The 18,435-nt window shown below is 68.4% G+C and carries 14 protein-coding genes; 6 read left to right on the top strand and 8 right to left on the bottom strand.

Annotation, left to right across the window (positions count from 1 at the left end):
* Positions 1-50: 50 nt before the first annotated feature.
* Both oleD and oleC read right to left on the bottom strand, forming a co-directional pair.
* On the bottom strand, positions 51-1,043 hold the full coding sequence (oleD, locus tag LRM18_RS05370; protein WP_150828265.1) for a 2-alkyl-3-oxoalkanoate reductase: 993 nt from the start codon (positions 1,041-1,043) through the stop codon (positions 51-53).
* A complete protein-coding gene (gene oleC, locus LRM18_RS05365; RefSeq protein ID WP_270952110.1) occupies positions 1,040-2,698 on the bottom strand; it encodes an olefin beta-lactone synthetase in 1,659 nt (552 codons plus the stop codon). Before oleC ends, oleD begins: the two co-directional genes overlap by 4 nt.
* A gap of 104 nt (positions 2,699-2,802) precedes the next feature.
* Here oleC and LRM18_RS05360 point away from each other — a divergent pair, with 104 nt between their 5' ends.
* On the top strand, positions 2,803-3,234 hold the full coding sequence (locus LRM18_RS05360) for a YkgJ family cysteine cluster protein (protein ID WP_029380125.1): 432 nt from the start codon (positions 2,803-2,805) through the stop codon (positions 3,232-3,234).
* Positions 3,235-3,334: 100 nt separating this feature from the next.
* Here LRM18_RS05360 and LRM18_RS05355 read toward each other — a convergent pair whose 3' ends face one another.
* The 4 genes from LRM18_RS05355 to LRM18_RS05340 all read right to left on the bottom strand — a co-directional run bounded on the left by LRM18_RS05355 (position 3,335) and on the right by LRM18_RS05340 (position 8,830).
* Entirely contained in the window at positions 3,335-4,225 is an 891-nt protein-coding gene (locus tag LRM18_RS05355; protein WP_164688713.1) for an alpha/beta fold hydrolase, read from the bottom strand.
* Positions 4,226-4,321: 96 nt separating this feature from the next.
* Positions 4,322-5,338, bottom strand: a complete 1,017-nt coding sequence (locus LRM18_RS05350) for a 3-oxoacyl-ACP synthase III (RefSeq protein ID WP_010487115.1) — start codon at positions 5,336-5,338, stop codon at positions 4,322-4,324.
* A gap of 102 nt (positions 5,339-5,440) precedes the next feature.
* Positions 5,441-5,758 carry a DUF4156 domain-containing protein gene (locus tag LRM18_RS05345; protein ID WP_130768364.1) on the bottom strand — a complete coding sequence of 106 codons (318 nt, stop codon included), beginning with the start codon at positions 5,756-5,758 and terminating at the stop codon, positions 5,441-5,443.
* 222 nt (positions 5,759-5,980) lie between these two features.
* Positions 5,981-8,830: a pitrilysin family protein gene (locus tag LRM18_RS05340; protein WP_053461845.1), complete on the bottom strand. Its 2,850-nt coding sequence runs from the start codon at positions 8,828-8,830 to the stop codon at positions 5,981-5,983.
* A 415-nt stretch (positions 8,831-9,245) separates the two neighbouring features.
* Here LRM18_RS05340 and LRM18_RS05335 point away from each other — a divergent pair, with 415 nt between their 5' ends.
* Entirely contained in the window at positions 9,246-9,722 is a 477-nt protein-coding gene (locus LRM18_RS05335) for a hypothetical protein (RefSeq protein WP_049470054.1), read from the top strand.
* Positions 9,723-9,791: 69 nt separating this feature from the next.
* Positions 9,792-10,271 carry a tRNA (cytidine(34)-2'-O)-methyltransferase gene (locus LRM18_RS05330; RefSeq protein ID WP_049455011.1) on the top strand — a complete coding sequence of 160 codons (480 nt, stop codon included), beginning with the start codon at positions 9,792-9,794 and terminating at the stop codon, positions 10,269-10,271.
* 252 nt (positions 10,272-10,523) lie between these two features.
* On the opposite strand, the gene LRM18_RS05325 is transcribed toward LRM18_RS05330, so the two are convergent.
* Positions 10,524-11,687 carry an acyl-CoA dehydrogenase family protein gene (locus LRM18_RS05325; protein ID WP_270952094.1) on the bottom strand — a complete coding sequence of 388 codons (1,164 nt, stop codon included), beginning with the start codon at positions 11,685-11,687 and terminating at the stop codon, positions 10,524-10,526.
* 256 nt (positions 11,688-11,943) lie between these two features.
* Here LRM18_RS05325 and LRM18_RS05320 point away from each other — a divergent pair, with 256 nt between their 5' ends.
* Both LRM18_RS05320 and LRM18_RS05315 read left to right on the top strand, forming a co-directional pair.
* Complete coding sequence (locus LRM18_RS05320; protein ID WP_270952092.1) at positions 11,944-13,620, top strand: electron transfer flavoprotein-ubiquinone oxidoreductase; 1,677 nt, start codon at positions 11,944-11,946, stop codon at positions 13,618-13,620.
* A 65-nt stretch (positions 13,621-13,685) separates the two neighbouring features.
* A complete protein-coding gene (locus tag LRM18_RS05315) occupies positions 13,686-14,084 on the top strand; it encodes a c-type cytochrome (RefSeq protein ID WP_053461842.1) in 399 nt (132 codons plus the stop codon).
* On the opposite strand, the gene LRM18_RS05310 is transcribed toward LRM18_RS05315, so the two are convergent.
* A complete protein-coding gene (locus LRM18_RS05310) occupies positions 14,078-17,677 on the bottom strand; it encodes a transporter substrate-binding domain-containing protein (protein ID WP_270952089.1) in 3,600 nt (1,199 codons plus the stop codon). The genes LRM18_RS05315 and LRM18_RS05310 overlap by 7 nt on opposite strands.
* 75 nt (positions 17,678-17,752) lie before the next feature.
* On the opposite strand from LRM18_RS05310, the gene LRM18_RS05305 reads away from it, so the two are divergent.
* Positions 17,753-18,391: a response regulator transcription factor gene (locus LRM18_RS05305; RefSeq protein ID WP_270952086.1), complete on the top strand. Its 639-nt coding sequence runs from the start codon at positions 17,753-17,755 to the stop codon at positions 18,389-18,391.
* The last annotated feature ends 44 nt before the right edge of the window (positions 18,392-18,435 follow it).

Raw genomic sequence — 18,435 nt, 5'->3', positions numbered from 1 at the left:
GGCGTGGGTCCATCCTCCCGATCCAGCGGTGTGCAAGCAGTGATGGCGATCTATGCGGCAGATGAAGCCTTCAGCCTGCGCAGCCCTTCTTCGATGCTGACCTGCGGCACGTAGCCGAAGTCACGGCGTGCCGGTTCCATGCTGTACCAGTGCGGCGTGCACAGCTGCTCGGCCAGGAAGCGGGTCAGCGGCGGCTCGCCGCGCAGGCGCAGCAGCGGCCACAGCCGCTCGCAGACGGCGCCGATGCGGTAGGCGGTCTTGAAGCTGATCGCCTTGTCCACCGTTGGCGCACCCACCGCCTGCAGCAGCCTGTTGACCAGCTCGCGCATCGGCAGCGGCTCGCCGTTGGAGATGAAGTAGGCCTTGCCCGCACACGCAGCGCCCGGTGCCAGGGCGTCAAAGGCGAGGAAGTGCGCCAGCGCGGCGTTGTCGATGTAGGTGGTATCGACCTTGTTGCTGCCATCGCCGACCAGGCGCAGGCGCCCTTGCCGCGCACGCTCGGCGAGCCTGGGCACCAGCTGCTGGTCACCGGGGCCCCAGATCAGCCGCGGGCGCAGCGCCACCGTCGCCAGCGCGGCGTCATTGGCCGCCAGCACGCGCTGTTCTGCGATCGCCTTGGTGGCCGCATACGGCGCCTGGAAATCTTCCCCGTACGGCACCTCGTCCGCGCCCAGGCCTTCCACCGGATGCGTGGCACGATGGGTCACGCTGGGCGTGGAGGTGTAGACCAGCCGGGTGATGCCCTGCGCGCGGCACGCCGCGATGACGTTGTCGGTGCCGACCACGTTGGCCTGGTGGTAGCTGTCATAGCTGCCCCACGCCCCGGCCTTGGCACCGTTGTGGAACACCGCATCGACGCCGGCCACCGCGTGCAGCACCGCCTGTGCATCGGCGAGGTCGCCGCGGATCTGGCCCACGCCGATCGCCTGCAGCGCCGGGTAATGACTGCGGTTGAACGCCAGCACCTGGTGGCCACGTTCGACCAGGCCACGGCACAGCGCCTGGCCAAGGAAACCACCACCGCCGGTGACCAGGATCTTCATGCGCGCTTCTCCAGTTCGGCGCTGGCCCAGACGGCGAGCTTTTCGCGGCCGATCTTGGCGTTGTGACGGATATCGACGGGGAACGCCGGATGCACCAGGAAGTGCTGCAGGCCGGCCTCCGGCAGGCGGGCGGCGGCATGTGCACGCAGCGCTTCCTGCAGCGCCGGGCTGTCGGACCGGCCGCTCTGCAGTTCCACGCACAGCACCGGCACCTGCGCGCCGGCGGCGCCGACGCCGACCAGTGCCGTGCGCGCCACGCCGGCCACGGTGTTGAACACCGGCTCGACCTGCTCGGTGTACAGCGGCCCGCGCGCGGTTTCCACGCGCTGGGTCTTGCGCCCGCAGAACCACAGGCGGCCCTGCGCGTCGAAGTAGCCCACATCGCCCATGCGGTGGACGATGCGCGTGCTGCCGTCGTCCAGCGTCTCGCGGATCTTCGCCGCCGCTGTGGCCTGCGGGCGGTTGAAGTAGCTGTCGGTGGCGGTCGGTCCGGCCACGGTGATCTCGCCCACTTCGCCGGTGGCCAGCACGCGCGCCTGCGACCACTCCGGCAACGGTGCGTCGTCGATGGCGATGATGCGCACGTCGTTGGGCGCAACTACGCTGCCCACGCAGGTGCCGGCACCGGCCTCGGTCGCGGCACGGGTACGCTCCAGTTCGCGCCCCTCGACCACCGCCACCGGCAGGCACTCGGTGGCGCCGTACGGGGTCCAGAACTGCGCATCGGCCGGCAGCAGCCCCCGGATGGTGGCGACCACATCCGGCGGCACCGGGGCACCGGCCGAGGTCACCCGGGTCACCGTCGGCAGCGGCCGGCCATGCCGCGCCAGCACCCGCATCAGGGCCGGCGAGCCGAACAGCTGGGTCACGCCGAAACGCTGGATGGCGTCGTGCAGGCGGGCCGGGTCAGCCTGCGCCGGCCGGGTCGGGTCCATGTCCGGAATCACCGAGGTCAGCCCCAGCGCCGGGTCGAACAGCGCGAACGGCGGGAACGTCGGCAGGTCCACACCGCCCGCTTCCATGCCGAAGGCGCTGCCCAGCAGCTGGATCTGTCCAACGAAGTGGCGGTGGCGGTAGACCACGCCCTTGGGCACGCCGGTGGAGCCACTGGTGAACAGGATCGCGGCCATGTCCTCGCCATCGGTGTCGGCCAGCATCGGCCCAGCGCTGGCGCCAGCGCGCTCCAGCGCGGCCAGCGTGGTGCCGCCCCAGCCGAGGCGCCGGCCGACCGTGACCAGGCGGGTGGCCGACGGCGCCCAGCGCAGCACCAGCCGCGCCACGTGCGCCAGCGGAATGCCGATGAAGGCCTGCGGCTGCGCTTCGTCCAGGCACTGCTTCAGCGCACGCCTGTCGATGCCCGGGTCGACCAGCACCGGCACCGCGCCCAGCTTGAACAGCGCGAACATCAGCAGGAAGAACTCCGGCGAGGGCCGCACCATCACGACCGTACGCACGCCGCGGCCGATCCCGTAACCGGCCAGGCCGGCGGCCATGGCATCGCTGCGGGTGTCCAGCTGGCGGTAATCCAGGGTCACATCGTAGGCCGCCATGCCATTGCCCGCGCCGCGGCGGCCGGGACAACGGATGGCAATCTGGTCAGGGCGTTCACGCGCCAGTTCAGGCAGGCGCGCGGCAATGTTGCAGGGTCGGTTCATCCGTTCATTGTCGCCGCTTACGGAATTTCTTGCGCGGCGGCCCACTTCGTGGAAAATCCGCTCCCTCGTTCCTGATTCCGACTGCCGCCCGAGGCGGCTTGCCCATGCAACATCCCTGCATGACCTGCGGCGCCTGCTGCACCCAATACCGCGTGGCCTTCCACTGGATGGAATCGGACGAGGTCACCCCCGGCGGCGTGCCGCACCAGCTCACCGAGGTGCTGGACCCGCACCGCCTGTGCATGCGCGGCACCCACTCCAAGCCGGTGCGCTGCGTGGCGCTGGATGCGCAGATCGGCGTGTACTCGCGCTGCACCATCCACCCCAACCGGCCCAGCGTGTGCCGTGAGGTGGATGCATCCTGGGAGTACGGCAAGGCCAGCCCGCAGTGCGACAAGGCACGCATCGCCTATGGCCTGGATCCGCTGACGCTGGCCGACTGGCGCTGGCGCGATGACGCCGACAATGACGACGATCACCCGGACGACAACGGCAACAGCCCGTCCTCACCGCCGCAGGCACCGGTCGCGGCGTAATGGTAGTGCCGGCCGCTGGCCGGCAAGCGCGCTATGCGCGCCGGGTTCATGAAGTTGCCGGCCAGCGGCCGGCACTCCCGGGATCCGGCCCGGGAGCCGATCAGAGCGGGTTGGCGTCCAGGAAGGCGCGGATCTCCGGCACCAGCACTTCATGCTTGTCTTCCAGCACGTAGTGGCCGGCGTCCTCGAAGGCATGCACCTGGGCCTGCGGCAGCGCGGCCTGGAAACCCTTCAGGAAGTGGTGGTCGAACACGAAGTCGCGCAGGCCCCAGCCGAGGAAGGCCGGTCGATCCGCGAACGACGGCAGCGCCTTGCCGGCCCGTTCCAGCAGCGACCAGGCCTTGTCGGCCGGCGACAGCGGGATGTCCTGCATGAAGCGGATGGTGCTGATGCGGTTGGCCCAGCTGTTGTACGGCGACACGTAGGCGCGGCGCACATCGGCCGGCATCTTCCGCTCCACGCCCAGCCACGAGGCACCGGACGAGAACGCGTTGAAGCTGCGGATGATCCACTCACCGATCTTCCAGTGGCGGCCGAGCGCGATCTGCCAGGGCATCTTCTTCGCCGCCGGCATCGGGAACGCAGCGGTGTTGAGCACCACCAGGCGCTGGACCTGGGCGTGGTGCGACAGCGCCCAGCCGAAGCCGATCATGCCGCCCCAGTCGTGCACGGCCAGGGTCACCGGGCCGGTGATGCCCAGGTGCTTCAGCAGCGCATCGAGGTCGTCCACGCGCGACTGCAGCGTGTAGTCGTAGCGGCTGTCATCGGGCTTGTCCGACAGGCCCATGCCGATGTGGTCCGGCACGATGCAGCGGTACCTGTCCGACAGGCCGGCCACCAGCGTGCGCCAGTAGTAGCTCCACGACGGGTTGCCATGCACCATCACCACCACTTCGCCGTCGCGCGGGCCTTCGTCGAGATAGTTCATCGACAGGCCCGGTCGGACCTCGAAGCGTTGCGGGTGGGCGGGGTAACCGGGAAGCTGGGACATCGAATCGCACCTGTAGAAAGGGCCGGTAGAACCGGCCCCTGGACACTTGGAAAAATCATCGCTGCCCATCGTGCAGCAGGTCAGCGGTGACTTTTTTTACCAGACCACTTCAGCCATCGAGCAGTTCAGGCCCGAGCCAATGCCCAGAAGCGCGATGCGATCGCCCTTCTTCAGCTTGCCCAGCTGCTTGAGCTTGCTCAGCACGATCGGCACCGAGGCCGGGCCGATGTTGCCGTGCTCGCCGAAGATGGTCATGACCTTCTTCGGGTCGATGCCGAAATTCTTGATGAACGCGGCGGTGTGCGGCTGGCTGACCTGGTGGATCACGAACTGGTCCAGTTCTTCCACGGCCCAGCCGAGTGCGATCTTGGCGGCGCTGAAGGTCTTCTGCGCCAGCTTGATGCCTTCGATCAGCAGCAGGCGGGTGTCGGTCACCATGCGGTCCAGGTTGCCCAGGCACAGCTGGTTCCACTCGGTGGCCGAGCGGGTCACGCCACCCTTGTAGCGCGGGGCGTCCGGCACCAGCTCCGAGCGCGCCATCACCATCGCGGCGGCGCCCGAACCGGTGGTCAGCGCGGCCAGCTCGTTGCGGAAATCATCGGCGGTGACGTCCGGGGCGGTCATGCGCTCCAGGGTCTTCTCGTACACCAAGTTGGCGGTCTCGCCATCCACCACCAGCGCGTAGTCGATGTCGCCGCGCTCAATCATGCGCGCGGCGATATCCATGCCATTGATGAAGGCCAGGCAGGCATTGGCGACGTCGAAGGTCATGCATTCGTCGCTGACGCCGAGGTTGCCCGACACGATGGAGGCGGTGGACGGCTCCAGGTAGTCGCGGCTGACCGAGGTGTTGACCAGCAGGCCGACCTGGGTCGCGGTGATGCCCGCGTCTTCCAGCGCCTTGCGCCCGGCCATGGTGGCAGCGTCCGAGGCCAGTACGCCGTTGTCCCACAGGCGGCGGGCGTGGATGCCGGCGATGTCGCCGAGCACATCGGTGCGGATACCCAGGCGATCCAGCGTCGGCTGCAGCCGCTCGTTGATTTCCTTGGTCGTCAGCGTATGCGGCGCGTCGACGTGTGCCAGGCCGGCGATCGAGACATTCTTGAAGAGCATCGAGGTTAGCGCCAAGGCTCAGGCAAAAGGGGGCGCTATTCTATAACCCCCGGGCTTTCACCGCATCTTTACGAATTCAGCCTTGGCCGTATGGTGAAGCGTTCAGCGCGGCGGGCACTGGAACGCCGCAAAGCGCTGGCTGCCATCGGCGGGGGCCGCAGCGGCCTGCACGGCATTGGCGCCGGCGCTGGGGGCCTCGTTGCGGGCCAGCGTTTCCAGCTCTTCCTGCACCCGCAGCGGGTTGCGGTTGTAGAAGCCGACCTTGCTCTTCACGGTGACCACCACCTCGCCCTTGGCGATGCAACCGGCTGGAACCGGGCCCGCCGGCAGCACGCGGGTCGCCTTGCCGGCCGGTTCGATCGGCACCCAGGTACAGGCGCTGACGGTGAGCAGCAGGGAGGAAAGCAGCAGAACGCGCATGGGCAGATCCTGGAAGGGTATGGGGGGATTCTGCCTGAACAGCCTGAATCGGGGGTAGCCGGGGCCGGGGTCGTAGCCCCCTGCGGGGGATCCGACCCCAGGTCGGCAGAGGGGTCAGCCCCCCCGCAGGGGGCTCTGACCCCGGATGCATGACGGGGTTGCCGGCCAGCGGCCGGCACTACCGGGGCAGCCGGCCCGCCACAGGGCGGGCCGGGTATTGCCTTATTTCTTGACCGGGTTGCCTTCGGCGTCGATCACCGTCACCTCGCCCAGGTTCAGCGCACGCACCGCCGCTTCGGTCTGCTTGAGATCGCCCACCACCACCCAGGTCAGGGCCTGCGGCTTGATCTCGGCAGCGGCCTGCTGCACCTGCGCCGGGGTCATCGCTTCGATCTCGGCCTTGCGGCGCAGCACATAGTCATCCGGGCGCTTGAACTGCACGATCGAACCGATGGTGGCGGCCACCGCGCTGGCGGTCTCGTAAGCACCGGGCAGGCTCAGGGTCTGGATGTTGCGGATGCGGTTGACCTCGGCCGCGGTCGCCGGCTTGCTGCCATCGGCGAACGCGGCGATTTCCTTGCGCATCTCGGCCATCGCCGGGCCGGTCTTGTCGATCTGCACCGGCGCGCTGGCCATCCACGGGCGCTGGCCCACCGAGTTGACCGCGCTGCTGCGCGCACCGTAGGACCAGTGCTTGTCCTCGCGCAGGTTCATGTTCAGGCGCGAGGTGAAGTCGCCACCGATCACCCCGTTGGCAATGTCGAAGCGGGTGGAACTGGACGCACTGGACGGCGGCACCACCTGGCCAGCGAACAGGTTGGCCTGCACCGCACCCGGCTGGTCGATCAGGAACACGCGCGGGCCCTTCGGCAGTGCGACATCGGTGGCCGCCTTCACCTGCGGCGCATCGCCTGCCGCCTTCCAGTCGCCCAGCTGCTTGTCCAGCAGCGGCACGATCTCGGCCAGCGTGGTGTCGCCGACCACGATCAGGGTGCCGTTCTGCGGCCGCAGCCAGTCGTGGTGGAAGTCGACCAGGTCCTCGCGGGTCAGGCCGTTGATCGCCGCCTCGTCGCCACTACCGGTGAACGGAATGGCATACGGATGGCCCTTGCCGTACAGCAGCGGCGGCAGCACGCGCATCGCCACCGCACCGGGGTTGACCTTCTCCTGCTGGATGCCGGCGATCCAGGTCGCCTTGACCCGGTCGATCTCGCCCTGCTCGAAACGCGGCTCACGCAGCAGGTCGCGGTACAGCGCCAGCGACGGTGCCAGGTTTTCCTTCAGCGCCGACAGGTCCACGCTCATCGAGTCCAGGCCGGCCGAGGCATCCAGGCTGGCGCCCAGTGCGTCAGCGGCATCGGCGAAGGCCAGCGAGCCCAGCTTGCCGGCGCCTTCGGTCATCAGGCTCATGGTGAAGTTGGCGGTGCCCGGCTTGCGGCCCTGGTCGGCACTGAAGCCGCCCGGGAACTGGTAGCTGAACTGCACCACCGGGATCTCATGGCGCTCGGCCAGGATCACCTGGGTGCCGTTCTTCAGCGTGGCGCGCTGCAGCGCCGGGAACTTCAGCTGCGGGAACTCGCGGGTCTGCGGCACGCCGGCCTTGCGGTCGACCTGCTCCGGCAGGGTGCTGTACTTGGGGTCCACCGCCGGTACGTTGAACGGCTTCGGCGCCTGGCTGGGATCTTCCTTCAGCGCCACGCGTTCACCCGGTGCGATCACCAGGGTGTGGCTGCCCTTGTCCAGCCACTGCGCGCCCAGGCGGCTCAGGTCGGCAGCGCTGGCCTTCTCGATGTTGGCCAGCGAGGTGCGGAAGCAGCCCGGGTCGCCAGTGAACACTGCGCACTCGGCCAGTGCGTCGGCCTTGCCGCCGAAGCCACCGATGCGCTCGATGCCGCGGATGAAGCCTGCGCGGGCACCGGTCTTGGCCCGCTCCAGCTCGGCCGCGGTGGGGCCCTGCTTGATCAGCCGGTCCAGTTCCTCGTCGATGATCTTCTCGACCTTGGCCGGGTCCTGGCCCTGCTTGACCGTCGCCATGATCACGAAGTTGGAGCCCAGCTGCGACGTCGACAGGCCCGACGCGATGCTGTCCACCAGCTTGTCCTGGTGCTGCAGGCGCTGGCTCAGGCGGGACGACTTGGCACCACCCAGCACCTGCGCGAACAGCTGCAGCTGATCGACCTCGGTGGTGCCGACCTGCGGCACGTTCCAGGCGCGGTAGATGCGCGCCTGTGGCACCTTGTCGGTCATCGTCTCGCGCGTGTCGGCGCTGCGCTTGGCCACGTTCACGGCCGGCTGCGCCATGGTCGGGCCGGCCGGGATGCTACCGAAGTACTTGGCGACCTTTTCCTTGGCGGTGGCCAGATCGATGTCGCCGGCCAGCACCAGCACCGCGTTGTTCGGGCCGTACCAGGTGCGGAACCAGGTCTTCACGTCATCCAGCGACGCCGCGTTGAGATCGTTCATCGACCCGATCACGCCGTGGTGGTACGGGTGGCCCACCGGGTACAGCGCCTTGTTGAGCTGGTCCCAAGCCTGGCCGTAGGGCTGGTTCTCGCCCTGGCGCTTCTCGTTCTGCACCACGCCGCGCTGCTCGTCCAGCGCGGCCTGGTCGATCGCACCGACCAGATGGCCCATGCGGTCCGATTCCATCCACAGCGCCATGTCCAGCGCCGTGGTCGGCACGTTCTCGAAATAGTTGGTGCGATCGGTGTTGGTGGTGCCGTTCTGGTTGGTGGCACCCACCTGCTTGAACGGTTCGAAGAATTCGCCGTCGTGGTTTTCGCTGCCCTGGAACATCAGGTGTTCAAACAGGTGCGCGAAGCCGGTACGGCCGGCCGGTTCGTCCTTGCTGCCCACGTGGTACCAGACGTTGACCGCAACGATCGGCGCCTTGCGATCGGTATGCACGATCACGCGCAGGCCATTGGGCAGGGTGAACTGCTCGTACGGGATATCGACCTTGGCCGGTGCCGCCGGCTTGGCGGCGAGCGCATGGGTGGGCGCGAGCGTGCCCAGGGCGGTGCTGAGGGCGACGGCCAGCAGTGCAGCGCGCGGGCGAAGGGCGAGAGACATATCCGGATCCTTGGTCACGAAGGTGAACCCCGATCCTAGCCTGCGCGCGCGGCGGCCGGAATCGGTCACCAGTCACTGGGGGGTTCGCCCCAACGGCCCTCCGCTCCCGGCCCGATAGGCGTGCCTGGCCCGTCACATGCGCCGGCTGAAGACGTCCGGACAGTGTCCGTGGCGCGACGAATGGACAGGTGTCCGCCCAGCGGACACTTTTCGGATGCCGAAAAACCCTTTCAAATCAATAGCTAAATGTTGGCACGCGGATTGCTTGGCACTTCCTGCGCCAGGAAGGGCTTCAGACAAAAGCTGACTGAAGACTGAACAAATGCAGGAAATCGAAAATTTCTCTTGCATGCCCAGAATTGGTGTACTACATTACTACCACACCACAGCTCAACAACACTAAACAGGCCCCGTCATGAACACCAAGACCATTGCCATCGCCATCGCCCTGATCGCCGGCACCGCGGTTGTTTCGTCGGTGCAGGCCTCCGAATCCATCAAGACCCTGGCCACCGTGCAGGTTCGCCCGGCCGCCGACCAACTGGCCCAGCAGGCCTGGGAACAGGCCAGCGGCATCCCGACCCTGGCCACCGTGGAAGTGCGCCCCAGCGCTGACCAGCTGGCCGAGCGCAACGGCTACGTCGCCGCCCCGGTCGCCGCCGCGATGCCGATCACCACCCTGGCCTCGGTGGAAGTGCGCCCGAGCCTGGAACAGCGCGTCGCCCTGGCCGCCGAACTGGAAGCCCAGCGCTACGCCGCCACCCTGGCCGCCGCCGCCACCAACGTCGCCAACTCGGTCATCGTCAACCTGCCGGCCCTGCAGGTGCGCCCGAGCGCTGCCGACCTGCAGGCGCTGGCCACCGAAACCGCCCAGGTCCTGCTGCGCCCGTAAGCGGTGCCGCCCTGCCCAGCGCAGGGCGCGCGCCGTAAAGCCGGCCGCCGTCGCAGGTACACTGCGCCGATGAATGCCGCGCCCCCGTTCCACGTGATCCTGTTCCAACCGGAAATCCCGCCCAACACGGGCAATGTGATCCGGCTCTGTGCCAACACCGGCGCGCAGCTGCACCTGGTCGAGCCGCTCGGCTTCGCACTGGAAGACAAGCAGCTCAAGCGCGCCGGCCTGGACTACCACGAGTACTCGCGCCTGCAGGTGCACCCCGACCTGGACACCGCGCTGGCGCGGATCGCACCGAATCGGTTGTTCGCACTCAGTACCCGCGCCAGCGTGCGCTACGACAGCGTGGCCTTTGAAGAGGGCGATGCGTTCCTGTTCGGCCCGGAAAGCCGTGGCCTGCCGCAGGACGTGCTCGATGCACTGCCGGATGGCCGCCGCCTGCGCCTGCCGATGCGGCCGGGCAACCGCAGCCTCAATCTTTCCAACACCGTTGCCGTGGTGATGTACGAGGCGTGGCGGCAGCACGGGTTTGCCGGTGGGGCGTAGCTCACGTGTGTCACTTTCTTTGCTCGCGCAAAGAAAGTAACCAAAGAAACGCGCCGCCATCGGCGAGCCGGTGCTGCGCACCGGTACCCTGCGCTCCTCGGCCCGCTTCAAGGCGGACCCGACAGCCGCGCGCTACAGGCTGTCCTTGAACACTCGCGGCAGTTCCGTCCGGTGCGCGGGTCGGTACACCGGTCGCTCGCCTGCGGATACGCTGCGGGCAATGCCGGCCAGCGGCCGGCACTACCGGTGCACTCAGAACGCGTTGATGCCGGTCAGTTCGCGGCCGATCACCAGCTGGTGCACGGTCTCGGTGCCTTCATAGGTGATCACCGATTCGAGGTTCAGCGCGTGCCGGATCGCCACGTGTTCGGTGGTGATGCCAGCCCCACCGAGCAGATCGCGACACTCGCGGGCGATGTCAATCGCCATGCGGCAGTTGTTCCACTTGGCCAGGCTGACCTGCTGCGGCTGCAGCTGGCCGGCTTCCTTCAGCCGGCCCAGCTGCAGGGCCAGCAGCTGGGCGGTGGTGATGCGGCGGGCCATTTCCGCCAGCTTGATCTGCGCGCTCTGGGTGGCGGCCAGCGGGCGGCCGAACAGCACACGCTCCTTGGCGTAGCCCAGCGCTTCATCCAGGCAGGCGATGGCCGCGCCGATCGGGCCCCAGCTGATGCCATAGCGGGCCTGGGTCAGGCAGCCCAGCGGCCCCTTCAGGCCCTTCACGTTCGGCAGGCGGTGGCTGTCGGGCACGCGCACGTCATCGAAGAACAGCGCACCGGTCAGCGATGCGCGCAGGCTCATCTTGTGCTTGATTTCCTGCGTGGTGAAGCCGGCCATGCCCTTCTCCAGCACGAAGCCCTGGATACCGTCCTCGGTCTGTGCCCAGACGATGGCCAGGTCGGCCACCGGGCCGCTGGTGATCCACATCTTGCTGCCGCTGATGCGCCAGTCGCTGCCGTCGCGCACCGCGCGGGTCTTCATGCTGGCCGGGTCGGACCCGCCGTGCGCCTCTGTCAGGCCGAAGCAGCCGATCAGCTCGCCGCGTGCCATCGCCGGCAGCCACTGCTGGCGCTGTTTCTCGCTGCCGTACGCGTAGATGGGATACATGCACAGCGAGCTCTGCACCGAAACGAAGCTGCGCAGGCCAGAATCGCCGCGCTCCAGCTCCTGGCAGATCAGGCCATAGCTGACCGCGCCGAGGCCACCGCCACCGTATTCGGCCGGCAGTGTCGCGCCGAGCAGGCCCAGAGACGCGATCTCCGGCACCAGCTCGGCGGGGAAACGGGCCTGGTCGAAGGCATCGCCGATGATCGGCAGCACGCGCTCGTTGGTGAAGCGGGCGACGCTCTCCTGCACCGCGCGCTCTTCCTCGTTGAGCAGGGAACGGACATCGAACAGATCGTACGGATGCAAAGCCATGGCACTCACGCGCAGTCAGGACCGGGCCATTGTCGGTCATCCGCACAGCGCGTGCCGGCCAGGGTCGGCACCGGCAGGGCTGCGGCCCTACGCTGCATTGCAGCAATCCGGGCGTGAACATCGCCGATCTAGCTCGATCACGCGCGGCCCGGTACCCTGACACATTCAAACAACCGTTTCGCCCGTGGCTGCACGCGCGATTCCCAGGCACCGCCGGTGGCCCCGATGCCGGCCCTACCCACGAGTCATGCAATCGATGAGCGCTGAAGCCAACGCCCTGCCCCCGCGTGAAGTAATGGAGTTCGACGTGGTGATCGTCGGCGCCGGCCCCGCCGGCCTGGCCACCGCGATCCGCCTGCGCCAGCGCGCGATCGAAGCCGGCCGCGAACTGTCGGTGTGCGTGCTGGAAAAGGGCTCCGAACCGGGCGCGCACGTGCTGTCCGGCGCGGTGATGGATCCGCGCGCGCTGGCCGAACTGTTCCCGGACTGGGCCGAACGCGGCGCACCGCTGAAGCAGAAGGTTACCCGCGACGAGTTCCTGTTCCTCAGCGAGACCGGGTCGCGCAGCACGCCCAATGCGCTGCTGCCGGAGTGCTTCCACAACGAAGGCAACTACATCATCAGCCTGGGCGAAGTGACCCGCTGGCTGGCGCAGCAGGCCGAGGCGCTGGAAGTGGCGATCTTCCCCGGCTTCGCCGCCGCCGAGGTGCTGTACGGCGACAACGGCGAAGTGATCGGCGTGGCCACCGGCGACATGGGCATCGAGAAGGACGGCAGCATCGGCCCGGCCTTCGAGCGCGGCATGGCGCTGCACGCCAAGTACACGGTCTTCGCCGAAGGCACGCGCGGCCACCTCGGCCGCCAGCTGATCGCCCGCTACAAGCTGGACGAAGGCAAGGACCCGCAGGCCTACGGCATCGGCATCAAGGAACTGTGGCAGATCGACCCGGCCAGGCATGAGCCGGGCCTGGTGGTGCACGCCGCCGGCTGGCCGCTGGACAGCGACACCTACGGCGGCGCGTTCCTCTACCACGCCGAAGGTGGCAAGGTCGCCATCGGCTACGTGGTCGGCCTGGACTACAAAAACCCCTGGCTGAGCCCGTTCGAGGAATTCCAGCGCTTCAAGACCCATCCGGATATCCGCAAGCACCTGGAAGGCGGTACCCGCATCGGCTACGGCGCGCGTGCGATCACCGCCGGCGGCCTGCTGTCGCTGCCGAAGACGGTGTTCCCCGGTGGCGCGCTGGTCGGTTGCGAGGCCGGTTATCTCAACGCCAGCCGCATCAAGGGCAGCCACGCCGCGATCAAGACCGGCATGCTGTGCGCCGACGCCGCGTTCGACGCGCTGGCCGCCAACCGCCAGCACGATGAGCTGAGCGCCTATCCGAAGGCCTTCGAAGCCAGCTGGCTGTTCACCGAACTGCAGCAGGCCAAGAACTTCAAGCAGTGGTTCAAGAAGGGCCAGACCGTGGCCACGCTGATGACCGGCGTGGAGCAGTGGCTGCTGCCGAAGCTGGGCGTGCGCAACCCGCCGTGGACGCTGCACCGCACCCAGCCGGACCATGCCTGCCTGGAGCCGGCGGCCCAGCACACCCGCATTACCTATCCGAAGCCGGACGGGGTGCTGACCTTCGACCGTCTCAGCTCGGTGTTCCTGAGCAGCACCAACCACGACGAGAACCAGCCCAGCCACCTGACCCTGAAGGACCCGAGCATTCCGGTGAAGGTGAACCTGGCCGAGTACGCCGGCCCGGAAGCGCGCTACTGCCCGGCCGGCGTGTACGAGTTCGTTGGCGAAGCCGACAACGCACGCCTGCAGATCAACGCGCAGAACTGCGTCCACTGCAAGACCTGCGACATCAAGGACCCGACCCAGAACATCGTCTGGGTGACCCCGCAGGGCGGCGGCGGCCCGAACTACTCGGGCATGTGATCGCCCCGGGCTGCGACCGCGTGTCGCAGCCCGGCCACTGCAGCGCACCGCTATCCTGCCCGGCCATGCGTGTCTCCCTGCTCACCGCCCTTGCCTGGGCCCTGCTTGCCACGGCCTGCCAGCGCCCGCCTGCGCCAGCGGCCACACCCGAACAGGCCCGGCAGCAGGCCATGCAGCGCGCGTTCGAACTGTGCGCCGGCTGCCACACCGTGCAGCCCGGCGGCATCCACCGCTTCGGGCCGAACCTGCACGGCGTGATCGGCCGCCGCGCCGGCAGCCTGCCCGACTACGGCTATTCCGAGGGCATGCGCCGCGCCGACATCACCTGGACCGCGCAGACCCTGGATGCCTTCCTGCAGTCGCCTACCCACGTGGTGCCCGGCACCCGCATGTACAACGCCTTCCCCAGCCCCGAACGCCGCGCGCTGGTGATCGCCTACCTGCAACAGCAGTCGGCTCAGTGAGCCAGTCGCTGCAGCTGATGCTGCAGCCGGGCCACGAACGCCGTGACGGCGGCGAACAACGGTGCCGGGTCGGTCTCGCCCGCATCCTGCAGGCGCTCGACCAGCGCGTTGGCCTGCCCGGCCAGTGCCGTCGCTCCAATCGCCCCGAGGCCGCCGGCCTGGCGATGCAGGTGCCGCGCCGCGGCCTCGCGGTCACCGGCCTGCACGGCGCGCAGCACGGCCGCGAGGTCGCCCTCACTGGCCTGCAGCAGGCTGTCGCGCAGCTGTTCGGCCACCGCACGCGAACCGTAGCGCTGCTGCAGGGTGGCCAGGTCAGGCAGCGCATCACCGTCGTCGGCGGCATCCTCCTGTACGGCCGCGTCGAACGACTGGCCCTGCGCCTGCGGCAGCCAGCGCAGCAGCGCGGTGCGCAGCGTGGCCAGCGACAGCGGCTTGGCCAGCACCTCGTCCATGCCTGCCTCGCGGCAGCGGCGCGCATCGTCGTCCAGCACGCTGGCGGTCAATGCCAGCACCGTCAGTCGCGGCTGCCCGGTGCGACCCTCGCGTTCGCGCAGCAGGCGGGTGAACCCAAACCCGTCGAGTACCGGCATGCGGCAGTCGGTAATGACCAGGTCGAAGGACTCCGATGACAAGCGGTCCAGCGCCTGCTGGCCGTCGCCCAGCAGCACATAGGGCACGCCCAGTTGCTGCAGCCGCCACGCCATCATCGCCTGGTTGGTCGGGTGATCCTCGATCACCAGCACCCGCGCCTGGCGCAACGCGGCGGGCAGCAGCGCGGTCTGGTCCTGCTCGGCCAGCAGCGCCGCCGCGTCCTCGCTGCCGGCCTCGACCAGCGAGACCCGCACTTCGGCGCGCGTGCCTTCGCCCAGCGTGCTGTGCAGGGTCAGTTCGCCCTGCATCATCTGCACCAGGCGCTGGCAGATGCTCAGGCCCAGGCCGGTGCCGCCGTGGTCACGCTGGATGTAGGCGCCGGCCTGGGTGAATGGCGCGAACAGGTGCTGCAGTTGTTCCGGTGCGATGCCCATGCCGGTGTCGGTCACGCTCAGGCACAGCGGCTGCACACCGTCCTCGCTGGTCGGCCCCAGCACCTCCAGCTGCAGGCGCACCTCGCCCTGGCTGGTGAACTTGATGGCATTGCTGAGCAGGTTGAACACGATCTGGCGCAGCCGTACGCCGTCCACTTCGTGGGCCGGCGCCAGCTCGGGATCGATCTGCACGTGCAGCGCCAGGCCACGCGCGCTGGCCTGCGCGGACAGCAGGCGGCACACGCTTTCCAGCAGGGGCCGCAGCGGTTGCGGTACCGGCTCCAGGCGCAATGCACCTGCTTCCAGCCGCGAGTAATCGAGGATGTCATCGAGGATCTGCCGCAGCATCTGCGCCGAATCCTCGATCACGCCGAGGATGCGCTGCTGCTCGCTGTCCAGCGGCGAATGCGCCAGCACCTCCAGCATGCCCAGCACGCCACTCATGGGCGTGCGGATCTCGTGGCTCATCGTGGCCAGGAAACGCGATTTGGCTTCCGCAGCCTGCTCGGCCTCTGCCTTCGCCGCCGCCAGCGCATCGGCCTGCATCCGCGCTTCGGTCACATCCACCCAGTAGCCGCTCCAGATCACCGCGCCCTCTTCGGCGGCATAGGGGTGGGCCTGGCTGCGCACCCAGCGCGTGCCTTCCTCATCGCTGCGCAGGCGGAACTCCAGGACCAACGGTGCGAACTGGCGCGCGGCCTGTTCGATGGAATGCAGGATGTGCGCGCGGTCGTCCTGCTCGATGCGTTCCAGCAGCAGCTTCGCATCCTGTTCGGCCTGCTGCCGGGTGATACCGAACAACGCCGGCAGGTCGCCGGCAATGAACGGGAAACTGAGCGTGCCATCGGCATCGCGACGTGCCTGGTAGACCACCGCCGGCAGGTTGTCGGTCACCTCGGCCAGGCGCTGCTCCAGCTGGCGGCGTCCTGCCACCTCACGGCGCAGGCGCCAATGGCCGACGCCGTGCACCAGCAGTGCGGTCAGCAGCACCAGCAGCACCGGCACGCCCCACCGCAGCACGTTGCTCCAGTCGACACCGTTGCGGTACTCCACCCCCAGCCAGGCGTTGCGCAGGGCCTCGCGCTTGCGTGGGGTCATCTGCAGCAGCAGGCGATCGAAGGTGGTGGCCAGCGCCGCGTGGCGGCGATCCACGGCCAGCACCAGCTGGTCGTTGAAGCCGGCCGGTGCCGCCACCTGCAGCCGCCCCGGGAAACGGCTGCGCAGCAGGTGATCCACCACGGCAAGGTTGCCGATGTACGCATCGGCTTCGCCATCGAGCAGGCGCTGCAGTGACTGTTCGGCGCTGCGTGCAGCGATGATCCGCGCCTGCGGTGCCTGCTGCAGCACGTAGCCGCGCACACGCTCCGGGTCGGACAGCAGCACGCGCTTGCCCTGCAGGTCGGCCAGGTCCAGCAGCGACTCGCCATCGCTCCTGACCACAATCACGTTCGGCACGCTGATGAAGGGCTGGCTGAACACCCAGTCCGGGCCCAGGTAACGTGAATCGACAGGAATGCCCATCACCGCCTGCAGCTCACCGCGGCGGGCCTTCTCGCGTACCTCGTACCAGTCGTGGCTGTCCTCGACCTGCAGGTTGGCGCCAGCCTGCATCAGGCGCTGCAGGTATTCGCTGGCCAGGCCGCTGGGCCGGCCATCGTCGCCGGTGAACGACAGCGGCGCGGCATTCGGGGCGAAACCGATCTTCAGCGGCTGCTCCAGCACGCGCTTCTCGGCCTGGCTCAGCGCCAGCTGCGCCGATGCCGACCAGTGCGGCGGAGACAACCAGCGTTGTGCCAGGGCATCGCGCTGGGCCTGGCTGGTGGCCGCCAGCGCCAGGTCCAGGGCTTCGGCCAGGGGTTGCTTGCTGTTGGGAATGCCGAAGTGCAGCCGCTCAGGGGGCAGGTCGCTCGGCCGCAGCAGCGCCACGCCCTGCAGGCGCCGGCTGGCAATCAGCTCGGTGGCGACAAAAGCATTGCCGATGTAGACGTCGGCCTTGTCGTCTATGACCATCTGCAACGCGCTCAACGTGTCGCTCGCGACAAGCTGGCGGGCACGCGGGAATCGGGCGCGCACCTGCGGACCGGTCAGGAAATCCTGCTCGATCACGACCCTCAGCCCATCCAGGTCCGGCATGTCGGAGGCACGCAGGTCATCGGGCCGGCCCACCAGGGCGAGCGGCGCCTCGCTGTAGGCCGCGGTATAGACCATGCAGCGGGTGCGGTCGGCACTGAGACCGACATTCATCACCACGTCGATCTCGCCACGGCATGCCGCATCCAGCACGGATGTCCAGTCGGGATAGCGGCGCGCCTCGACCTTCATGCCGAGCTGGCGTGCAAGATGCGACAGATAGTCCGGTCCCAGACCGACCTGCTGGCCGTCACGGAGGGACTCGAAGGGCGGCCAACCGCTGTCATACTGCCCGACAACGATGGTCGGATGCGCCACCAGGTATTCGCGCTGCAACGGGCTGAGCGGCAGCAGCCCAGGGAGCGGCTGTGCCTGGGCCACGGGCAGGGCCAGCACCGCCAGCAGCAGGAGCAGCCCGCGAACAGCCCACCTACGCATCTGCGTCGATCTCCTAGAATCCTGCCAGGGACCGCGATGGTCGCGGTCCGGCGTGCCCGATGGCCATACTAGAGCATGAGCTTGCGCATCATCATCGCAGACGATCACCCGGTGGTCCGCATCGGTACCCGCGCCGTCATCGAGTCCAGTGGCGTGGGCCGCGTGGTCGGCGAGGCCGACAGCGCGCAGGCACTGATGACCCTGCTCGCCAACCAGCCCTGCGACCTGCTGGTCACCGACTACTCCATGCCGGGCAGCCCGCAGGCCGATGGCTTCGCCATGATCGGCATGATCCGGCGCCGCTACCCGGACCTGCCGGTGCTGATGCTCAGCGTTTCCAGCAACCTGGCGATCCTGCGCATGGTGCTCGACAGTGGGGTGCTCGGCCTGGTCGACAAGAGTTCGTCGATGGACGAGCTGCCGCAGGCGATCCAGGCGGTCTACCGCGGCCAGCCCTACATCAGCCGCAGCCTGCGCGAGCGGGTGGAGGCAGCCGGCAGCTGGCGCATGCGCGAGGGCGACGGCAAGCCGCTGTCCCCGCGCGAGGTGGAGGTGCTGCGCCTGCTCGGCACCGGCATGACAGTGAAGGAGATCTCGCTGCTGCTGCACAAGAGCGTCAGCACCATCAGCCGGCAGAAGGGCGATGCGATGCTCAAGCTGGGGTTGAAGGGCGATGCCGAATTGTTCGACTACCTGCGTGACGGGAAAATCTGAGACACGATTCACATAATCGCCCCCGGCAACAATGCCAGGTCGAA

It is taken from the genome of Stenotrophomonas sp. PI_27 (genome assembly GCF_027854495.1).
Taxonomy (GTDB): Bacteria; Pseudomonadota; Gammaproteobacteria; order Xanthomonadales; family Xanthomonadaceae; genus Stenotrophomonas; species Stenotrophomonas pavanii.
The sequence above is the reverse complement of the archived record's forward strand: the minus strand, read 5'-3'. Positions and strand labels throughout refer to the sequence as shown.

Excerpts from the sequence above, each read along its gene's own strand:
- oleD (WP_150828265.1), bottom strand. The coding sequence starts at position 1,043 with ATGAAGATCCTGGTCACCGGCGGTGGTGGTTTCCTTGGCCAGGCGCTG.
- oleC (WP_270952110.1), bottom strand. The coding sequence starts at position 2,698 with ATGAACCGACCCTGCAACATTGCCGCGCGCCTGCCTGAACTGGCGCGT.
- LRM18_RS05360 (WP_029380125.1), top strand. The coding sequence starts at position 2,803 with ATGCAACATCCCTGCATGACCTGCGGCGCCTGCTGCACCCAATACCGC.
- LRM18_RS05355 (WP_164688713.1), bottom strand. The coding sequence starts at position 4,225 with ATGTCCCAGCTTCCCGGTTACCCCGCCCACCCGCAACGCTTCGAGGTC.
- LRM18_RS05350 (WP_010487115.1), bottom strand. The coding sequence starts at position 5,338 with ATGCTCTTCAAGAATGTCTCGATCGCCGGCCTGGCACACGTCGACGCG.
- LRM18_RS05345 (WP_130768364.1), bottom strand. The coding sequence starts at position 5,758 with ATGCGCGTTCTGCTGCTTTCCTCCCTGCTGCTCACCGTCAGCGCCTGT.
- LRM18_RS05340 (WP_053461845.1), bottom strand. The coding sequence starts at position 8,830 with ATGTCTCTCGCCCTTCGCCCGCGCGCTGCACTGCTGGCCGTCGCCCTC.
- LRM18_RS05335 (WP_049470054.1), top strand. The coding sequence starts at position 9,246 with ATGAACACCAAGACCATTGCCATCGCCATCGCCCTGATCGCCGGCACC.
- LRM18_RS05330 (WP_049455011.1), top strand. The coding sequence starts at position 9,792 with ATGAATGCCGCGCCCCCGTTCCACGTGATCCTGTTCCAACCGGAAATC.
- LRM18_RS05325 (WP_270952094.1), bottom strand. The coding sequence starts at position 11,687 with ATGGCTTTGCATCCGTACGATCTGTTCGATGTCCGTTCCCTGCTCAAC.
- LRM18_RS05320 (WP_270952092.1), top strand. The coding sequence starts at position 11,944 with ATGAGCGCTGAAGCCAACGCCCTGCCCCCGCGTGAAGTAATGGAGTTC.
- LRM18_RS05315 (WP_053461842.1), top strand. The coding sequence starts at position 13,686 with ATGCGTGTCTCCCTGCTCACCGCCCTTGCCTGGGCCCTGCTTGCCACG.
- LRM18_RS05310 (WP_270952089.1), bottom strand. The coding sequence starts at position 17,677 with ATGCGTAGGTGGGCTGTTCGCGGGCTGCTCCTGCTGCTGGCGGTGCTG.
- LRM18_RS05305 (WP_270952086.1), top strand. The coding sequence starts at position 17,753 with ATGAGCTTGCGCATCATCATCGCAGACGATCACCCGGTGGTCCGCATC.